12 protein-coding genes and 2 pseudogenes are annotated in these 17,288 nt (G+C 33.7%); 10 read left to right on the plus strand and 4 right to left on the minus strand.

The genetic code is table 11. From position 1 onward, the window contains the following. Positions 1–19 precede the first annotated feature (19 nt). Positions 20–2,530: a DUF5686 and carboxypeptidase-like regulatory domain-containing protein gene (locus ADIWIN_RS10605; protein WP_020895157.1), complete on the minus strand. Its 2,511-nt coding sequence runs from the start codon at positions 2,528–2,530 to the stop codon at positions 20–22. 90 nt (positions 2,531–2,620) lie between these two features. Next, positions 2,621–3,598, minus strand: coding sequence for a pyruvate dehydrogenase complex E1 component subunit beta (locus ADIWIN_RS10610; protein ID WP_020895158.1), 978 nt, complete (start codon positions 3,596–3,598; stop codon positions 2,621–2,623). Positions 3,599–3,912: 314 nt separating this feature from the next. Here ADIWIN_RS10610 and ADIWIN_RS10615 point away from each other — a divergent pair, with 314 nt between their 5' ends. The 6 genes and pseudogenes from ADIWIN_RS10615 (at position 3,913) to ADIWIN_RS10640 (ending at position 9,648) form a co-directional block, all read left to right on the plus strand. After that, positions 3,913–4,659, plus strand: a complete 747-nt coding sequence (locus ADIWIN_RS10615) for an electron transfer flavoprotein subunit beta/FixA family protein (protein ID WP_020895159.1) — start codon at positions 3,913–3,915, stop codon at positions 4,657–4,659. Between the two features lie 88 nt (positions 4,660–4,747). Then, positions 4,748–5,710 carry an electron transfer flavoprotein subunit alpha/FixB family protein gene (locus tag ADIWIN_RS10620; protein WP_020895160.1) on the plus strand — a complete coding sequence of 321 codons (963 nt, stop codon included), beginning with the start codon at positions 4,748–4,750 and terminating at the stop codon, positions 5,708–5,710. Between the two features lie 186 nt (positions 5,711–5,896). Beyond that, positions 5,897–6,514: a bifunctional nuclease family protein gene (locus tag ADIWIN_RS10625; RefSeq protein ID WP_020895161.1), complete on the plus strand. Its 618-nt coding sequence runs from the start codon at positions 5,897–5,899 to the stop codon at positions 6,512–6,514. 15 nt (positions 6,515–6,529) lie between these two features. After that, a pseudogene (locus tag ADIWIN_RS10630) lies at positions 6,530–8,243 on the plus strand (NupC/NupG family nucleoside CNT transporter). A gap of 156 nt (positions 8,244–8,399) precedes the next feature. Continuing rightward, entirely contained in the window at positions 8,400–9,224 is an 825-nt protein-coding gene (locus ADIWIN_RS10635; RefSeq protein WP_020895164.1) for a thymidylate synthase, read from the plus strand. 10 nt (positions 9,225–9,234) lie between these two features. Then, on the plus strand, positions 9,235–9,648 hold the full coding sequence (locus ADIWIN_RS10640; RefSeq protein WP_020895165.1) for an energy transducer TonB: 414 nt from the start codon (positions 9,235–9,237) through the stop codon (positions 9,646–9,648). 66 nt (positions 9,649–9,714) lie between these two features. Here the strand turns inward: ADIWIN_RS10640 and ADIWIN_RS10645 are convergent. Continuing rightward, positions 9,715–10,010 (minus strand): annotated as a pseudogene (locus tag ADIWIN_RS10645) (isoamylase early set domain-containing protein). Positions 10,011–10,309: 299 nt separating this feature from the next. Between ADIWIN_RS10645 and ADIWIN_RS21365 the strand changes: the two are divergent. The 4 genes from ADIWIN_RS21365 to ADIWIN_RS10665 all read left to right on the plus strand — a co-directional run bounded on the left by ADIWIN_RS21365 (position 10,310) and on the right by ADIWIN_RS10665 (position 15,911). After that, on the plus strand, positions 10,310–10,759 hold the full coding sequence (locus ADIWIN_RS21365) for a 2TM domain-containing protein (RefSeq protein ID WP_020895167.1): 450 nt from the start codon (positions 10,310–10,312) through the stop codon (positions 10,757–10,759). Positions 10,760–10,767: 8 nt separating this feature from the next. After that, positions 10,768–11,241 carry a dihydrofolate reductase gene (locus tag ADIWIN_RS21370; RefSeq protein ID WP_020895168.1) on the plus strand — a complete coding sequence of 158 codons (474 nt, stop codon included), beginning with the start codon at positions 10,768–10,770 and terminating at the stop codon, positions 11,239–11,241. Positions 11,242–11,422: 181 nt separating this feature from the next. Continuing rightward, positions 11,423–12,307 (plus strand): ABC transporter ATP-binding protein, encoded by an 885-nt coding sequence (locus tag ADIWIN_RS10660; protein ID WP_020895169.1) that lies wholly within the window; start codon positions 11,423–11,425, stop codon positions 12,305–12,307. 22 nt (positions 12,308–12,329) lie between these two features. Next, positions 12,330–15,911: a M1 family aminopeptidase gene (locus ADIWIN_RS10665; RefSeq protein WP_040757035.1), complete on the plus strand. Its 3,582-nt coding sequence runs from the start codon at positions 12,330–12,332 to the stop codon at positions 15,909–15,911. 83 nt (positions 15,912–15,994) lie between these two features. On the opposite strand, the gene metK is transcribed toward ADIWIN_RS10665, so the two are convergent. Continuing rightward, complete coding sequence (gene metK, locus ADIWIN_RS10670; RefSeq protein ID WP_020895171.1) at positions 15,995–17,251, minus strand: methionine adenosyltransferase; 1,257 nt, start codon at positions 17,249–17,251, stop codon at positions 15,995–15,997. Positions 17,252–17,288: the final 37 nt, after the last annotated feature.

Below are 17,288 nucleotides of genomic sequence, written 5' to 3' on the forward strand. Positions count from 1 at the left end.
AATCCTTTTGTTTTTTAGGTTAAAAATAGAACCCAAAACTACCAGTAATACCAAAGGGTCTTGCGTCTGGTCGGTCTAAATAATTTCCTCTAAAGTTAAAGTCTAAACGCAACACTTTAAAAATGTTAGCCACACCAAAACTGTATTCGTAATACATACGTGTATCTGGCGCAACTAATGGAATTTCCATTAGGTTACCTGTACTGTTTAAAGCCATGTTTTCATCAGAAAGTTCTCCCCAAACACCTCGTAATCCTAAAATAGCTCTTAAGTTGTATTTTTTTAAGAACGGAATACGAGAAAAAATACGACCATTAAAATTGTGCTCTAAATGCACTGAACTATAAGTGTCTGTAACAAATTCGTAATAATCTAATTGTGTAAAGGTGTTGTATATTGAAAAATAGGATTGGTTACCAGGAACAACACTCAACAATCCTAAAGGCACCTCTCCAAATGTTTTACCCAATTCTACAGAGGTAACTAACCTTCCGAAACCGCCAACTTGCCATGGTTGTATATATGAGAACTGAACCTTGGTATAGTCAAAGTCACTATCAAACCAATTGCGATCTCCACGACTCACTTGTGCAAAAAGACTAGCGAAATTATCATTCTTATTTTTACGTTCTACTCCAAAACCTGTCATTTGACGTTTTGGGAAATAGCCCAAAGATAGTCGCGATTCAAATTGTTTAATTTCAGATGAAATACCTGATAATGATTCAGGATCAATATAATCTAAACTAAATGTTGGTGACGCTGAACTTATAGTACGGAAGCTTCCATCTATGCGCACTTCAAAATTTCGAGAAGGCTCTATAGAGGCTCCAAAATTGGTTAAATTGATATTTGATAGTTTATCATTTGTTCCGGTACCAATAACTGCAGATGATGCTAAACTACGACCTAAAACATCCGAAGAACTTGTTAAACTTGCTCCGATTTGTTCTACGTCGCGCCTGTTACCACCAAAAATAGTAAATCGACTACGTTTGTCTAAAAGCCATTTTCCAGAAACTCCGTATTTAAATTTATCATCTTTAAACCCGTATGCTACAAAACCTTCAATACGCCATAAATCGTTAGGGCCAAAGTACGTTCTTCCTCCTGTGCGCAATCGTACACCTTCAACTTCGTTGTAACCAAAGGTTGAAAAAAGAGGACCGTAATCTAAATTTACACTTGGGAACTCTATATAACCTGAAGCCAGAATACTTCCTAAGTTATACAAGCGTTTAAATTTCTTAACCGTTTTTAGTGTGTCTAACATTTTATACACACCTTTTTCATCTTTACTTAAGTTTTCAAGTCTATTGGTTTGCCAAAAATCGTCCTCTCGGTTGTAAACATCTTCATCATAGTTATAAACGACCTTGTCATAAAACTTTGGGTCTTTAGGTTGGTCAAATTTATAATTGTCATAAATAGTTGTTCGTTTTCCATATACACCTCTGGACATTTCTTTTTTATTCATGGCAAAATCCGAAAGGAAATAATCACGTTTTATCAGAAATACAGAATCGTTTAATACTTCAAACTCTTGTTCAATATAAATTTCTTTAACCCAGTTTATATTCGCGCTTTTTGATGCTTGAAGATTAATTTCTTTAATGGCATAAGTTGAGTCATTCACCCAAAAATCACCTTTAAAGGTCAATTCGTTTTTTCGTCTAGGGTAATAAATAATGTTGTAGCACCATTTGTTATCTATAAAGGCGCTATCGGATAATACGTAGTTATACGTTTGAACACCTGTTCTGCTCAAAGGACTTACAAAGCTTTTATCGAAGAATTTTAAGTAATTATCGTAGACATTATATTCTGAATAGAGATCGTCTATAAAATCTATAATAACTTGATTGTTGCTAAAACCTGAATTCTTATTCCCTTTTAACTCTTCATGTTTTTTGTTAATCACATTATCTCCAGATATTTTCTTAACAGATTCATTTAAGAAAATTGGTAAGTAGGTTTTTCCTGTAACATTAGACGTGTCAACTTCGTTAAAAACGAATTCCATACCCTTAAAAAGCTTACTTTTTATTAGAGCACTGTCAATAGTGTTGAGGTCAAATTCTACTTTTTCGTACTGATCGTATTCGTATTGTTTAAACTGGTTTAAACCATTTTGACGTTTACGTTCCCAAATCTTTTTAAGAATTCTAATTGCCGGATTCTCTGATGCTTTTTTAGATTGCTTTCCTGTAACAATAAGCACTTCATCTAGTGATGATGCTTCTTCTTTAAGAATGAATTTTAGATCGTAATTAACGGATTTAGTTAGGGGTACTTCTAGGATTTCAAAACCTATAAAAGAAACGATTAAGTTGTCCCAAGTGTTATCGGATTCTAGATAGAATTTACCGTCTTCATTGGTAATAGTACCTTCTGTAGAACCTTTAAATAATACATTGGCAAATGGAATTGGTACGTTGTTTTCATCAAAAACGTGACCGCTAACTTTGGTCTGAGCCATAGCAGAAAAAATTCCAAGAACAAGAAATGGGATAAGTAGTTTTAGTTTCATATTAAAAAATAAACTTCATCAACAACCGTGCTAAACATAAGTTAGAGGGTTACGAATGAAGTTTACTAAACGCAGATATTTGCTTTTTATTTATTTGTACATCACTTTTTTTACTGCTTTAACAACATCATCGCTATTTGGTAGCCATTCTGCTAATAAAACAGGTGAATAAGGTGCAGGAGTATCTGCCGTATTTATTTTAATTATTGGAGCATCTAAAAAATCAAATGCTTCAGATTGTACTAAGTAAGTAATTTCAGTAGCAACATTTCCAAAAGGCCATGCTTCTTCTAAAACAACTAAACGATTTGTTTTCTTTACAGATTTTAAAATTGCAGCTCTATCCATAGGACGAACAGTTCTTAAATCGATGATCTCACAAGAAATACCTTCTTTTTCTAATTCGTCAGCAGCTTTGTAGGCTTCTTTGATGATTTTACCAAAAGATACGATAGTAACATCTGTTCCTTCACGTTTAATTTCAGCAACTCCAATAGGAACTACATATTCTCCTTCTGGCACTTCACCTTTATCACCATACATTTGCTCGCTTTCCATAAAAATAACTGGATCGTCATCTCTAATCGCAGATTTTAATAAACCTTTGGCATCATAAGGATTTGAAGGTACAACAACTTTAAGTCCTGGAGTGTTAGCAAACCAGTTTTCAAAAGCTTGTGAATGTGTTGCTCCTAATTGACCAGCAGAAGCTGTTGGGCCTCTAAACACGATTGGACATTTAAATTGTCCACCAGACATTTGTCTAATTTTAGCCGCATTATTTATAATTTGGTCAATACCAACCAGAGAGAAGTTAAACGTCATGTATTCTACAATAGGACGGTTTCCAGTCATGGTAGATCCAATAGCAATACCAGCAAAACCAAGTTCTGCAATAGGAGTGTCAATAACGCGCTTAGCGCCAAATTCATCTAACATACCTTTAGATGCCTTGTATGCACCATTATATTCTGCTACTTCTTCACCCATAAGATAAACACTTTCATCTCTGCGCATTTCCTCGCTCATGGCTTCACAAATAGCTTCTCTAAATTGAATTGTCTTCATTTTCTATTTTTTATTCGAAAAACAAAATAATAATTCTAGACTATATAATGACATTAAATTTGAGGTGAAAAAAGAAAATATTTTGAAGCTTTATGTTTTCTCTGATTTATTTGATCTTTAACTAAGACTTTTAAAATGTAGAAAAATTGAATTGTAATAGAATCAGCAAAAAATCTTCAAATTTTTGAAAAATCAATAGTTTAATACAGAAAAAATGAATTTTTCAAATATTTACTATGCATGCATAGTAAAATTCAAATTATTATTTTTATCTTCGTACTCAAGAAAAAGACGTTTAAAATAAATTATTTTATATGAAGATATTAGTATGTATTAGTCATGTACCTGATACAACATCGAAGATTAATTTTACAGATGGAGATACAAAGTTTGACACTAACGGTGTTCAGTATGTTATTAATCCTAATGACGAATTTGGTCTTACACGCGCTATGTGGTTTAAAGAAAAACAAGGAGCAAGTGTAGATGTTGTTAATGTTGGTGGTGCAGAAACAGAACCAACTTTAAGAAAAGCTTTAGCTATTGGTGCGGATTCAGCAATTAGAGTAAACACACCAGCTACTGACGGTTATGCGGTTGCAAGACAATTAGCTAAAGTGGTCAATGATGGTGGTTACGATTTAGTTATTGCTGGTAGAGAATCTATTGATTATAATGGTGCAATGGTTCCTGGTATGTTAGCAGGAATAATTGGTGCTAATTTTGTTGCCAACTGTATTAGTTTAGAAGTTGATGGAACTAACGCAAAAGCGGTTAGGGAAATTGATGGAGGTAAGGAAACAGTTAGTACGTCGTTACCTTTAGTTATTGGTGGTCAAAAAGGATTAGTTGAAGAAAGTGATCTTCGTATTCCAAACATGAGAGGCATTATGATGGCACGTAAAAAGCCATTGACGGTTGTAGAACCTACAGATGCTAATGCAGAAACTAAGGCGGTAAGTTTTGAAAAACCAGCTCCTAAAGGTGCAGTTAAATTAGTTGATGCCGATAATATAGACGAATTAGTAAACTTACTTCATAACGAAGCTAAAGTGATTTAATCTGTCATTCCTGCGTAGGCAGGAATCCATAAAATAAATTATAACAACATAGATTCCTGCTTTCGCAGGAATGACAAAAATAAAAATTATGTCAATTCTAGTATACACAGAGTCCGAAAACGGAAAATTTAAAAAGGCGGCTTTAGAAGTTGTTTCTTATGCTAAAGCTGTTGCAGACCAGATGGGAACTTCAGTAACTGCTGTAGCCTTTAATGCCGATAACGCAGAAACGCTAGGTAACTACGGAGCTTCTAAAGTACTTTTAGTAAAAGACGAGGGTTTAAAAGTGTTTAACGCTAAAAAATATGCTGCTGCTTTAGAAGCCGCAGCTAAAAATGAAGAATCAAAAGTGGTTGTGGTTAGTGCAAGCGCCAATAGTAAATATTTAGCACCATTACTAGCTGTAGGTTTAGATGCTGGTTATGTCTCTAATGTTGTTGCAGCACCGTCTAATGTTTCGCCGTTTACAGTAAAACATTCGGCATTTACAAATAAAGCGTTTGCTAATACAGAAATTACTACAGCTATAAAAGTTATTGGTTTATCTAACAATTCATTTGGTTTGGTAGAGTCGGAAGGCAATGCGTCAATAGAAGATTTTTCACCTTCAATTCCAGAATCTGGGGTAAAAGTTGAGTCGGTAGATAAAGCAACAGATAAAGTAAGTATTGCAGATGCGGAAATCGTTGTTTCTGGTGGTAGAGGATTAAAAGGTCCGGAAAACTGGGGAATGATTGAAGAACTTGCAGAAGTTTTAGGAGCAGCAACGGCGTGTTCTAAACCTGTATCAGATTTAGGATGGAGACCACATGGAGAACATGTAGGTCAAACAGGAAAACCTGTTGCGTCTAACCTATATATTGCTATTGGTATTTCTGGAGCGATTCAGCATTTAGCTGGTATTAACTCTTCAAAAGTAAAAGTGGTAATAAATACAGATCCAGAAGCGCCTTTCTTTAAGGCTGCAGATTATGGAATTGTAGGTGATGCATTTGAAGTTGTGCCTAAATTAATTGAAAAATTAAAAGCTTTTAAAGCGGCAAACGCATAATTTTATTACCTTGTAATATTCAATACCAATTCATAATAAAAGGATGCGGTATTAATTAAGGACTGTTTAAATTTAGATTCCTCTTATTCACTTGCGTTTTATCGAAAGTATAGAGGAAATTAACCAAATCTGCACAATGCAGTTGGTAAAGTCCAAATTTAAACAGTTCTTTGTGTTTTATAAATTATGAGTTTAGTTCGTTTAAATATCAAAGGCATCTCTTACAGTCAAACCCAAAATGGTGCTTACGCTTTAATACTTAATGAAGTGGATGGTGATCGGAAACTACCAATTGTAATTGGTGCTTTTGAGGCGCAGTCTATTGCTATTGCATTAGAAAAAGAAATCCGACCTCCACGTCCTTTAACTCACGATTTATTTAAAAACTTCGCAGATCGTTTCGATATTGTTGTCAAACAAGTGATTATTCATAAGTTGGTTGATGGTGTGTTCTATTCAAGCTTAATTTGCGAACGCGATAAAATTGAAGAAATTATAGACGCAAGAACTAGCGATGCTATTGCGTTGGCTTTACGTTTTCAAGCTCCTATTTTTACATATAAAAATATTCTTGATAAAGCTGGAATCTATCTTAAAGTCAATCCTAAAAAGGAAGACGACGAAGAGCAAGATAGCATTCTTGTTGATGATCTTATTGTTGAAGAAATTGAAACTGCATCTGCAGAACAAGAAGGTTATAAAAATAAATCTCTCGAAGAACTCAATGAACTCTTAAATGAAGCTGTTAATAATGAAGATTATGAAAAGGCTGCCAAAGTAAGAGACGAAATTTCTAAACGTTAATTAATACTTCTTTTTATGAATCAGTTTTTCAAGGCTTTTCTGGCTATTTTTATTGGACTTTCATCAATTACAGCCCAGGAACTTGAAAAAACGTGGGAGTCAACTGCTTCTGAAAGTACTTATAAAACGCTAGAGTTTAAAAAAGGTGAATTTAATTTTTCTTCAAACTCAGTAAACAGTATTAAAGGAGATTATATGTATCAAAATAACTTGTTGGTACTTTATCACAACGATTCATTAAACTCTATTAAAAGATATAAAATAACTGAACTTACAGATTCTACTTTAGTCTTCTCGGGAAAAGAAATGCATTTTAATTTAGTAGCAGCTGAAGAAGAAGCTATTGTTACACCTGTGTCAACTATAGATGAAATCATACCAAACCAAGGTTTTTCCTTTACCAGTTTGTGGAGAGGGATTTTAGGTATGGTAACTTTGATTTTTATCGCTTTTCTGTTCAGTAGTAACCGTAAAGCTATTAATTGGAAAACTGTTGGAGTAGGTTTAGTATTTCAATTGGTTATAGCAATTGGGGTTTTAAAAGTAGATTTTGTAAAGACAGTTTTTTGAATATATCGGCCAAGGATTTATTGCTATTCTTGGATTTACACAAGCCGGTAGTGAATTTCTATTTGGAGGGATGTTAGATATCAACTCTTTCGGATTTATTTTTGCTTTTCAAGTATTACCAACGATTATATTCTTTTCAGCTTTAACGTCAGTTTTATTCTATTTAGGGCTCATCCAAAAAGTAGTAAAAGGTATGGGGTGGTTGTTATCTAAGGTTCTTGGCATTTCTGGTCCAGAAAGTTTAAGTGTTGCGGGTAACATTTTCTTAGGTCAAACAGAGGCTCCTTTGCTTATTAAAGCGTATTTGGAGAAAATGAATAAATCTGAAATACTTTTAGTGATGATTGGTGGAATGGCAACCGTTGCAGGTGCTGTTTTAGCGGCGTATATTGGCTTTTTAGGTGGTGAAGATGAGGCATTGCAATTATTTTATGCTAAGCATTTATTAGCGGCTTCAGTAATGGCTGCGCCAGGTGCGATAGTGATTTCAAAAATATTATTCCCTCAAACAGAAGAAGTAAATACAGATGTTACTGTGTCTCAAGAAAAAATAGGTTCTAATATTTTGGAAGCTATTGCAAACGGAACAACTGAAGGCTTAAGATTAGCGGTTAATGTTGGTGCAATGTTATTGGTATTCGTAGCTTTTATTGCTATGATAAATGGGATTCTTGGAGGTCTTGCGGGATTTGATGGTTTCACAATTGCTGCTTTAAATATAGATTGGCATTTTACGTCTCTAAATGAAATTATAGCAGGCAATACGCCATACGACAGTCTATCCTTAGAATTTCTTTTAGGGTATCTATTTGCTCCATTAATGTGGCTTATAGGTGTGGCGTCTGAAGACATGGCTTTGATGGGACAGTTGCTTGGAATTAAACTAGCAGCAAGTGAGTTTATAGGTTATATACAATTGGCTGATTTAAAAAATGCAGCGAACGCAACCCATCTTACGTATGAGAAGTCTATTATTATGGCCACTTATATGTTATGTGGTTTTGCTAATTTCGCATCTATAGGGATTCAAATTGGAGGTATTGGTTCTTTAGCACCAGGACAACGTACACAATTGTCTAAATTTGGTATGAAGGCTTTAATCGGAGGAACAATTGCTTCTTTAATTTCTGCGACTATTGCGGGAATGATTATTGGGTAGCAGAATTATTAAAAAATAATATTTCACATATACTAAAGCATCAGATATCACATTTGATGCTTTTTTCTTATTTTCGTATTGTTGATGACCTAATCAGTAATTTAGAATTACAGTAAAGTTTAATTAAAAGAGATTCCCAATTTCGTGGGAAATGTTATGAAGCAATATCACGATTTAGTAAAGCATATTTTAGCAGAAGGTAACGAAAAAGGAGATCGTACAGGTACAGGAACAAAAAGTGTTTTTGGTTACCAAATGCGTTTCGATTTAAGCCAAGGATTTCCAATGGTAACGACCAAAAAGTTACATCTAAAATCTATTATTTATGAATTACTTTGGTTCTTAAAAGGTGATACTAATATTAATTATCTTACTCAAAATGGAGTGAAAATTTGGAATGATTGGGCTGATGAAAACGGTGACCTTGGTCCTGTTTATGGTCATCAATGGAGAAACTGGGCTAGTGAAGAAATCGATCAAATTAAAGAGGTTATTCAAACTTTAAAAACCAATCCTAATAGTCGTAGAATGTTAGTTTCGGCTTGGAATCCTTCAGTATTACCAGATACATCTAAGTCATTTTCAGAGAATGTAGCTAATGGAAAAGCGGCTTTGCCTCCGTGTCATGCGTTTTTTCAATTTTATGTTGCTGATGGTAAATTATCTTGCCAACTCTACCAACGAAGTGCAGATACGTTTTTAGGCGTACCATTTAATATTGCATCTTACGCTTTATTTACCATGATGATGGCTCAGGTTTGTGGCTATGAAGCGGGTGATTTTATTCACACATTTGGTGATGCTCACATTTATAATAATCATAAGGAGCAGCTAGAATTACAATTGTCTAGAGATATTAGGCCGTTACCTAAAATGATTTTAAATCCTGAAGTGAACGATATTTTCGATTTTAAATTTGGTGATTTTACATTGGTAGATTACAACCCGCATCCACATATTAAAGGTAAAGTAGCCGTTTAAATTTTGTTTAATGAGAAATTTCGTTATTGCTGTTATTTTCTTTTTTAGCTTGTTTTTGAGTGCACAAGAAAATGAAGACGCGTCGTATCCTGTTTATAGAGGGTGTAATCAAGAATTAAGTTTTGAAGAGACTAAACAATGCACTTCAGATAAAATTATGGATTATATCAAAGTGAGTTTTAACTATGAACTCGCAGAGAAAGTCTTTCCAACGGATTTAACTACCCAATTTCATGTCGAATTTGTCATTAACAAAAAGGGTAAAACTGAGCAAATTAATGTTAAGGCACATCATAAGGCCATTGCTGTAGATGTTATTCAACTTATAAAACGAATGCCAAAATTTAAGGAGCCAGGAACAAGCAATGGAAAACCTGTTGAGACACGTTTTAGTGTTTTAATGACGATTCGGTTGTTAGCGTAAATTAAAAAAGCATTTCGAACTAAATCGATATGCTTTTTTTTGATGTCTTTATTTTATAGAAAAATCCTATAAATTGATTACACAGTTTTCTTCTCCTGCAAATTCGTTGAATGCATAAGAATCTGCTTGATCATCATTGATGTAAGCACCATCAACCAAGTATCTAAACTCATAAGATGTATCTTTAGCTAAATCTAAAGTGCCTTTAAAAGTTCCGTTCTTTTGTTTTTTAATTCAGTAGCTTCAGTATTCCACTCGTTAAAGCTTCCAACAACGGCTACATTTTTTGCCTCTTTTGCAGGAACAGAAAATGTTACTTTACAAACAGGTTTAGACTTTAAATACTGTTTTTTAATTGCCATAATAATAAATTTTAATAATAGAATTAATTATAAAACAAAAATAGAAAAGAATACAGTACTTGTAAATGTTTAATTATCTAAAAACTAAAGATTTATGGATTTAATAATATTGGATTCAATTAATCATATACTACGTAAAATTTCGATGCTTATTTTAACGGATTAATAACAAAAGAACTTATTCATATTGTATTGATTTTCAGTGATATCGTTTTCGGAAATAAAAAAGTAGAAAACAGCTAAAATCCCCCAATCGTTTTAGTGAAAATAAAGTATCTTTATCTTATTAAATTACGATTATGTTCGGCAAAAAAAAACAAGTTACAACCATAGATAAAGATCAATTAGAGCTCATTGAAAATGCTCAAAAACGCATTAAGCAAAAGAAGCGATTGTATGTTCATTTCGTTATCTTTTTAATTGGTGCCGTCTTTTTGATTTTAGCAAATACCGTTTTAAAAATTGGAGAAACTTTTAAACCTGCTGGGATTGATTGGTTTGTATATGCGATTTTGGCATGGTTTTTTCTTTTTATTTATCACTTTGTAAGTGTTTTTATTACCAATAAATTTATGGGTAAAGACTGGGAAAAGCAACAGCTTGAAAAACTAGTAAATCAACAACAAGCACGCATAGATAAGTTAAAACAGAACTTTGTTAAAGAGGAACCTAAAAGTGCTCAGACGCAAGCGTATACAGAACCGAACAAAAAAGACACTATAGCACAAAAAAAAAGAATTCTGATCTAACCATAATTGTGGCTGCAGGTGAAGATAATGCTATAGGAAAAGACAACGATTTAATTTGGCACCTAAGTGACGATCTTAAGCATTTTAAGTCCTTAACGAACGGTCATCATATTATTATGGGACGTAAAACTTTTGAAAGCTTCCCGAAACCCTTACCAAACCGTACTCACATTGTTATTACAAGGCAAGATGGTTATAAAGTTCCCAGTGATGTTATTGTTGTTAATTCACTTCATGACGCTTTAGACGCAGCAAGATCGGATAAACAACCTTTTATTATTGGAGGAGGTGAAATCTATAAGCAATCCATGCCTTTGGCAGATAAACTTGAAATAACACGTGTACATGCTGAGTTTGAAAATGCCGATACGTTTTTCCCGGAAATTGATGAGACCAAATGGCAAGAGGTAAAGAGAACAACACATGATGCTGATGAAAAGCATGCGTATGCGTTTTCGTTTATTACCTATTTAAGAAAGTAACACCTGTTTTTTTACGAATTCACTAAGCTCAAATTCTTAATTGAGTAGGCAACCATTTGCCTAATTTTTGCGTCTTTAATTATAAAAGGATAGCTTATTGGAAATTAAAATGTTATGGATAATGTAACACTTTTCAATATGGGCCGTCTTATTTATAACTAATCAACCAAAAAATCTTTTCATGAGTACGCTAAAAATCAATAATTTATCAAAAACATATGCTAATGGTGTCAAAGCTTTAGATAATGTAAGTCTAGAATTAGAAAACGGTATGTTTGGACTTCTAGGTCCAAATGGCGCTGGGAAATCGTCACTAATGCGAACACTCGCAACCTTGCAAGAAGCAGATTCAGGTACCGCAACTTTAGATGATATTGATATTTTAAATGATCCGGCAGAACTTCGTAAAGTCTTAGGCTATTTACCACAAGAATTTGGAGTATATCCTCGTATTACAGCGGAACAATTATTAACGCATTTAGCAATTTTAAAAGGCATCACTAACGCTAAAGAACGTAAAGAATTAGTCAATTATTTATTAGACAAAGTTAACCTTTATGAAAAGCGTAATAAATCTGTAAAAGGCTTTTCTGGTGGAATGAAACAGCGTGTGGGTATTGCACAAGCACTTATAGGCAATCCAAAACTTATTATTGTAGATGAACCTACAGCAGGTTTAGATCCTGGTGAACGAAATCGTTTCTACAACTTATTGGCAGACGTTGGTAAAGAAGTCATCGTTATTCTTTCAACACATATTGTAGAAGATGTACGAGAATTATGTACCAAAATGGCGATAATGAATTTAGGTGAAATTGTTTATCACGGTTCGCCTCAATCTGCAATTGAAGCGTTAAACGGTAAAGTTTTTCAAAAGATTGTGAGTAGAGATCAGCTTCAAGGGTATGCTACGGATTATAAAATAATTTCAAATAAAATGGTAGGAGGACAACCATTGATTCATGTGTTTAGTGAAGAACATCCTCAGAACGGATTTGAGCAAGTTGCTCCTGATCTAGAAGATGTATTCTTTTCAAGAATCAACACATCAAACGTATTAGTTTAATCCTTCCTAACCATTTTAAATCATGTTTAAAACATTCTTTTTATCAGAATTAAAATATACACTCAAGCAACCCATGGTGTATATCTTTATCTTCATATTGGCATTAATGGAGTTTTTCGCTACAGTTAGTGATAATGTCCAAGTTGGTGGCGCCATCGGTAATGTGTACCGCAATTCGCCATACACCATTACTATTCACGTCACTGTATTCTGTATTTTCAGTCTTTTAATGGCTGTTGCTTTCTTTAATAATGCAGCATTACGAGATCATAATAATGAGTTTAATGAAATTTTATTTACAACTCCTTTAAGTAAACCAGGTTACTTTTTTGGGCGCTTTTTTGGAGCATTGCTTGTTTCTACGTTACCCTTATTAGGTGTATTTATAGGTATGCTTTTAGGAACCTATATGAATTCTATTTTTGGATGGATGGATACCGAACGGTTTGGTGATTTTTATCTCGAAACCTTTATCAATAATTATTTACTATTCATATTGCCAAATATGTTTTTGGCTGGCTCAGTAATTTTTGCAATGGCTAACAAATGGAAAAGTACCGTTATTTCTTTTGTTGGTGGTTTAGTGATTATTGTGGCTTATATCGTTTCAGGTTCTTTAATGTCTGATGTAGATAATGAAACCATGGCTGCGCTTTCAGATGTTTTTGGGATTAATACCTATGCCATAGAAACAAAGTATTTTACACCTATTGAAAAGAATACCATTAGTCCTGGGTTTAACGGAGTCTTATTTTGGAACCGTTTCATTTGGATGTCCGTTGGTATTGTGGTTTTAATGTTGTCTTACTTTAGTTTTTCTTTTAAGACAAAGAACAAAAAAGTAAAAAACCAAAAAGTAAGTAAGACTACAAATGAAACTGTTTTTGATCGTCCTAAAGTTAATCCTACTTATAACGTTTCTGCGAATTGGGTGCAGTTTAAAAGCTTTTTTTACACCAACTTTTTGAGTATTGTAAAGAGTGTAACTTTTAAAATACTATTTCTATTTTGTATCATTATTTTAGTCGCAGATTTAAGTGGTGGCTTTGAGTATTTCGGATTACAATCTTATCCGCTTACCTATAAATTAATGGATTCCATAAAGGATAATACTAATATTTTTACCATTATTATTCTTATCTTTTTTAGTGGCGAATTAATTTGGCGCGATAGAGATTCTAAAATAAATGAAGTGGTCGATGCTACGGCTCACACCTCTTTTATTTCTTTGGCAGCTAAAGCGTTATCATTAGTTGGCATTACAGTGATTTTAAATTTGTTCTTTATTCTGATTGGTATTGTTTATCAATTATTACACGGATTTTCAAGGATTGAATTAGACGTTTATTTTTTAGATTTAGTATACGAAAACCTTCCACTTTACATAGTGTTTGGTGGTATTATGATTACAATTCAAGTCTTGTCTAGTAACAAGTATATTGGCTACTTTATCTCGGTTTTAGTATTGTTGGTTTGGGATATTATACTGAGTATTTTTGATATTAGTAGCAATATGTTGAGTATTGGAGGAGGTGCTTCCATTATGTATTCTGATATGAATGCTTTTGGACCTGGCTTAACTAGCAAATTATGGTTTAACCTCTATTGGGTTTTAATTTCAGTTTTAGGACTACTAATTGCAGGAGCGTTATGGAATAGAGGCACAAAAAACTCATTATGGAGTCGTATTAAAACGGCGAGAAAAGAAGTGCCTAAAAGCTATCGTGGCTTTATAGCCTTAACGTTTATCGTTTGGCTAGGTGTGGCGGGTTTTGTGTATTATAATACGCAAGTTTTAAATCCATATCGTTCTAGTGACACCACTGAGCAATTAATGGCAGATTTTGAAAAGAAATACAATAAGTATAAAAAGGCGGTGCATCCTAAAGTTACTGATGCTAAATACTACATCGATATTTTTCCGAATAAACGGGATATTCATGTTAAGGCAGCTATTGAATTAACGAATGAATCTAGTCAGGTTATTGATTCACTCCACTTTTTTAATAATGATGGTTGGGACACCAAATTGAATATTCCTAATGCGAAACCTGTTTACAAGGACACCACTTATTTATATACCATTTATAAATTAACGCCTCCGTTACAACCGGGTGATACTATTGTAATGAATATTGACAATAAGTTTATTACCAAAGGCTTTGAAAATGGAAGAGGGGCAACCAATATTATTAAGAATGGAACCTTCTTTAATAATGGGGATATTTTACCAACCATGGGTTATAATGAAAGTTATGAGCTTAGTGATAATAACACACGAAAAAAATATGATCTAGAGCCTAAAGAGCGTACGCCAGAATTAACGTCAGAATTAAGTGAGCTTCATAATCGTAATTACCTCAATAACGGCCAATCTGATTTTATAAATGTAGAAACCTATATTTCTACGATAAAAGAGCAAACTGCCATTGCTCCGGGTTCTTTAATTAAGAAGTGGGAAGAAAATGGTAGAAACCATTACCATTATAAAACAGATACGCCATCGCTGAATTTCTATTCCTTTATGTCTGCGGATTATGAAATTAAAACACGCAAATGGAATGGGATTGATATTGAAGTTTATTATGATGAAAATCATCCTGAAAACGTAGATATGATGCTCGATGCTGTAGAACGTTCATTGGCTTATTATATCGAAAATTTTGGACCTTATTTTCATAAACAATGTCGAATTATAGAGTTTCCGAGATATGATTCTTTTGCACAAGCATTTCCTGGAACAATGCCATATTCTGAAGCGATAGGTTTTGTTGTTAATCTTGAAGATGAAACCGAAAATAATGTAGTAGATGCCGTTATTGCTCATGAAATGGGTCACCAATGGTGGGCACACCAAGTTATTGGAGCAAATATGCAGGGAGGCACAATGATGAGTGAAGCCTTTTCTGAATATTCATCTTTAATGACTTTAAAAGGTATGACAGAGAATCCGATGAAAATGAGAGAGTTCTTAAAGTACAATCACGATCGTTATTTAAGAGGTCGTAGTGGTGAACGCGAAAAAGAATTACCGCTATATAAAGTAGAAAATCAAGGCTATATCCATTATGGAAAAGGTAGTGTGATTTTGTATGCACTTCAAGATTATATAGGAGAAGACAAGGTTAATTTAGCAATGAAAAGCTTTTTAGAAGAATACCGCTATAAAAAACCACCATATCCAACCTCGTTAGATTTTTTAAGGCACTTAGAGCCGCAAGTTCCAGATTCTTTAAATTATGTGATTACCGATTGGTTTAAGGAAATTACACTGTACGATAATCGTCTAAAAGAAGCGAACTATAAAGTGCTGGATAACGGAAAGTATGAAGTTACTTTAGAGATTGAGAGTTCTAAAATAAAATCGGATAGTTTAGGAAACGAAACTCAGACCGCCATAAACGATTGGATAGACGTTGGTTTCTTTATGGATGATGCTGAAGAACGACTTTACAGTCAAAAACGTATGATGTTTAATAAGGCAAACACATCAATTACTGTGCAGTTAGATTCATTGCCAGTTAAAGCAGCGATAGATCCAAGACATATTTTAATAGATCGCGTTTATAATGATAATATTAAAAGTATTAGTTTAGAAGAGTAAATAAAGTTTATTAGTTTAAATGAAAACACCCTAACTTAATTTTAAGTTAGGGTGTTTTATTATATATTATAATGATTTAAAATCTAAACTATTTCAAAAGCAGCTTTTACCTTATCAACATAGTCTAACTTTTCCCAAGTAAACAATTCTACGTCTAAAGTGATCGGTTCACCATTCGGTTGCTCAAATGATTTAGTAACCACTTCGTTCTGTCTTCCCATGTGGCCATAAGCCGCAGTTTCGCTATACATTGGTTGACGTAATTTTAAACGTTCTTCAATAAAAGCTGGTCGCATATCAAATAGTTTTTCAACTGTTTTTGCAATTTCACCATCGGTTAAATTAAAATGACAAGTACCATAAGTATCAACAAAAATCCCCATTGGTTTAGCAACACCAATAGCATAAGAAACTTGCACTAAAATTTGGTCACATAAACCTGCAGCAACTAAGTTCTTAGCAATATGTCTTGTTGCATAAGCGGCACTTCTATCTACTTTACTTGGATCTTTTCCTGAGAAAGCTCCACCACCATGTGCGCCTTTTCCTCCGTAAGTATCTACTATAATTTTACGACCTGTTAAACCAGTATCACCATGAGGTCCACCAATTACAAATTTCCCTGTTGGGTTAATATGATAGGTAATGTCATCATTAAATAATTCTTGAATGTGCTCAGGTAACTTAGCAATAACTCTAGGAATTAAGATTTCAATAATATCCTTACGGATTTTAGCTAACATCACTTCATCAGCATCAAACTCATCATGCTGTGTAGATACCACGATAGCGTCAATGCGTTGTGGCACGTTATCATCACTATATTCTATGGTAACCTGACTTTTAGAATCTGGTCTTAAATAGGTAATGTCTTTATTCTCGCGACGTAACTCAGCTAATTCTTTTAGAATTCTGTGTGATAAGTCTAAAGCTAAAGGCATATAATTTTCGGTTTCGTTGGTTGCATAACCAAACATCATACCTTGGTCACCAGCACCTTGCTCTTCTTTTGAGGCTCTATCTACACCACGATTAATTTCTTCTGATTGCTCATGTATGGCAGAAAAGACTCCACAAGAATTGCCATCAAACATATAAGCACTTTTTGTATAGCCTATTTTGTTAATGGTGTCTCTTGCTATTTTCTGTACATCGAGGTAGGTGTTCGATTTTACTTCACCAGCAAGAACAACCTGTCCTGTGGTAACAAGAGTTTCACAAGCGACTTTAGATTCTGGATCAAAAGCTAAAAAGTTATCGATGAGAGCATCACTAATTTGATCTGCTACTTTGTCTGGATGTCCTTCAGATACACTTTCTGAAGTAAATAAATATGGCATATGTCCTATTTTTAGGTTATATTAAATCTACGGAAAA

This window comes from Winogradskyella psychrotolerans RS-3, from assembly GCF_000427335.1.
Lineage (GTDB): Bacteria > Bacteroidota > Bacteroidia > Flavobacteriales > Flavobacteriaceae > Winogradskyella > Winogradskyella psychrotolerans.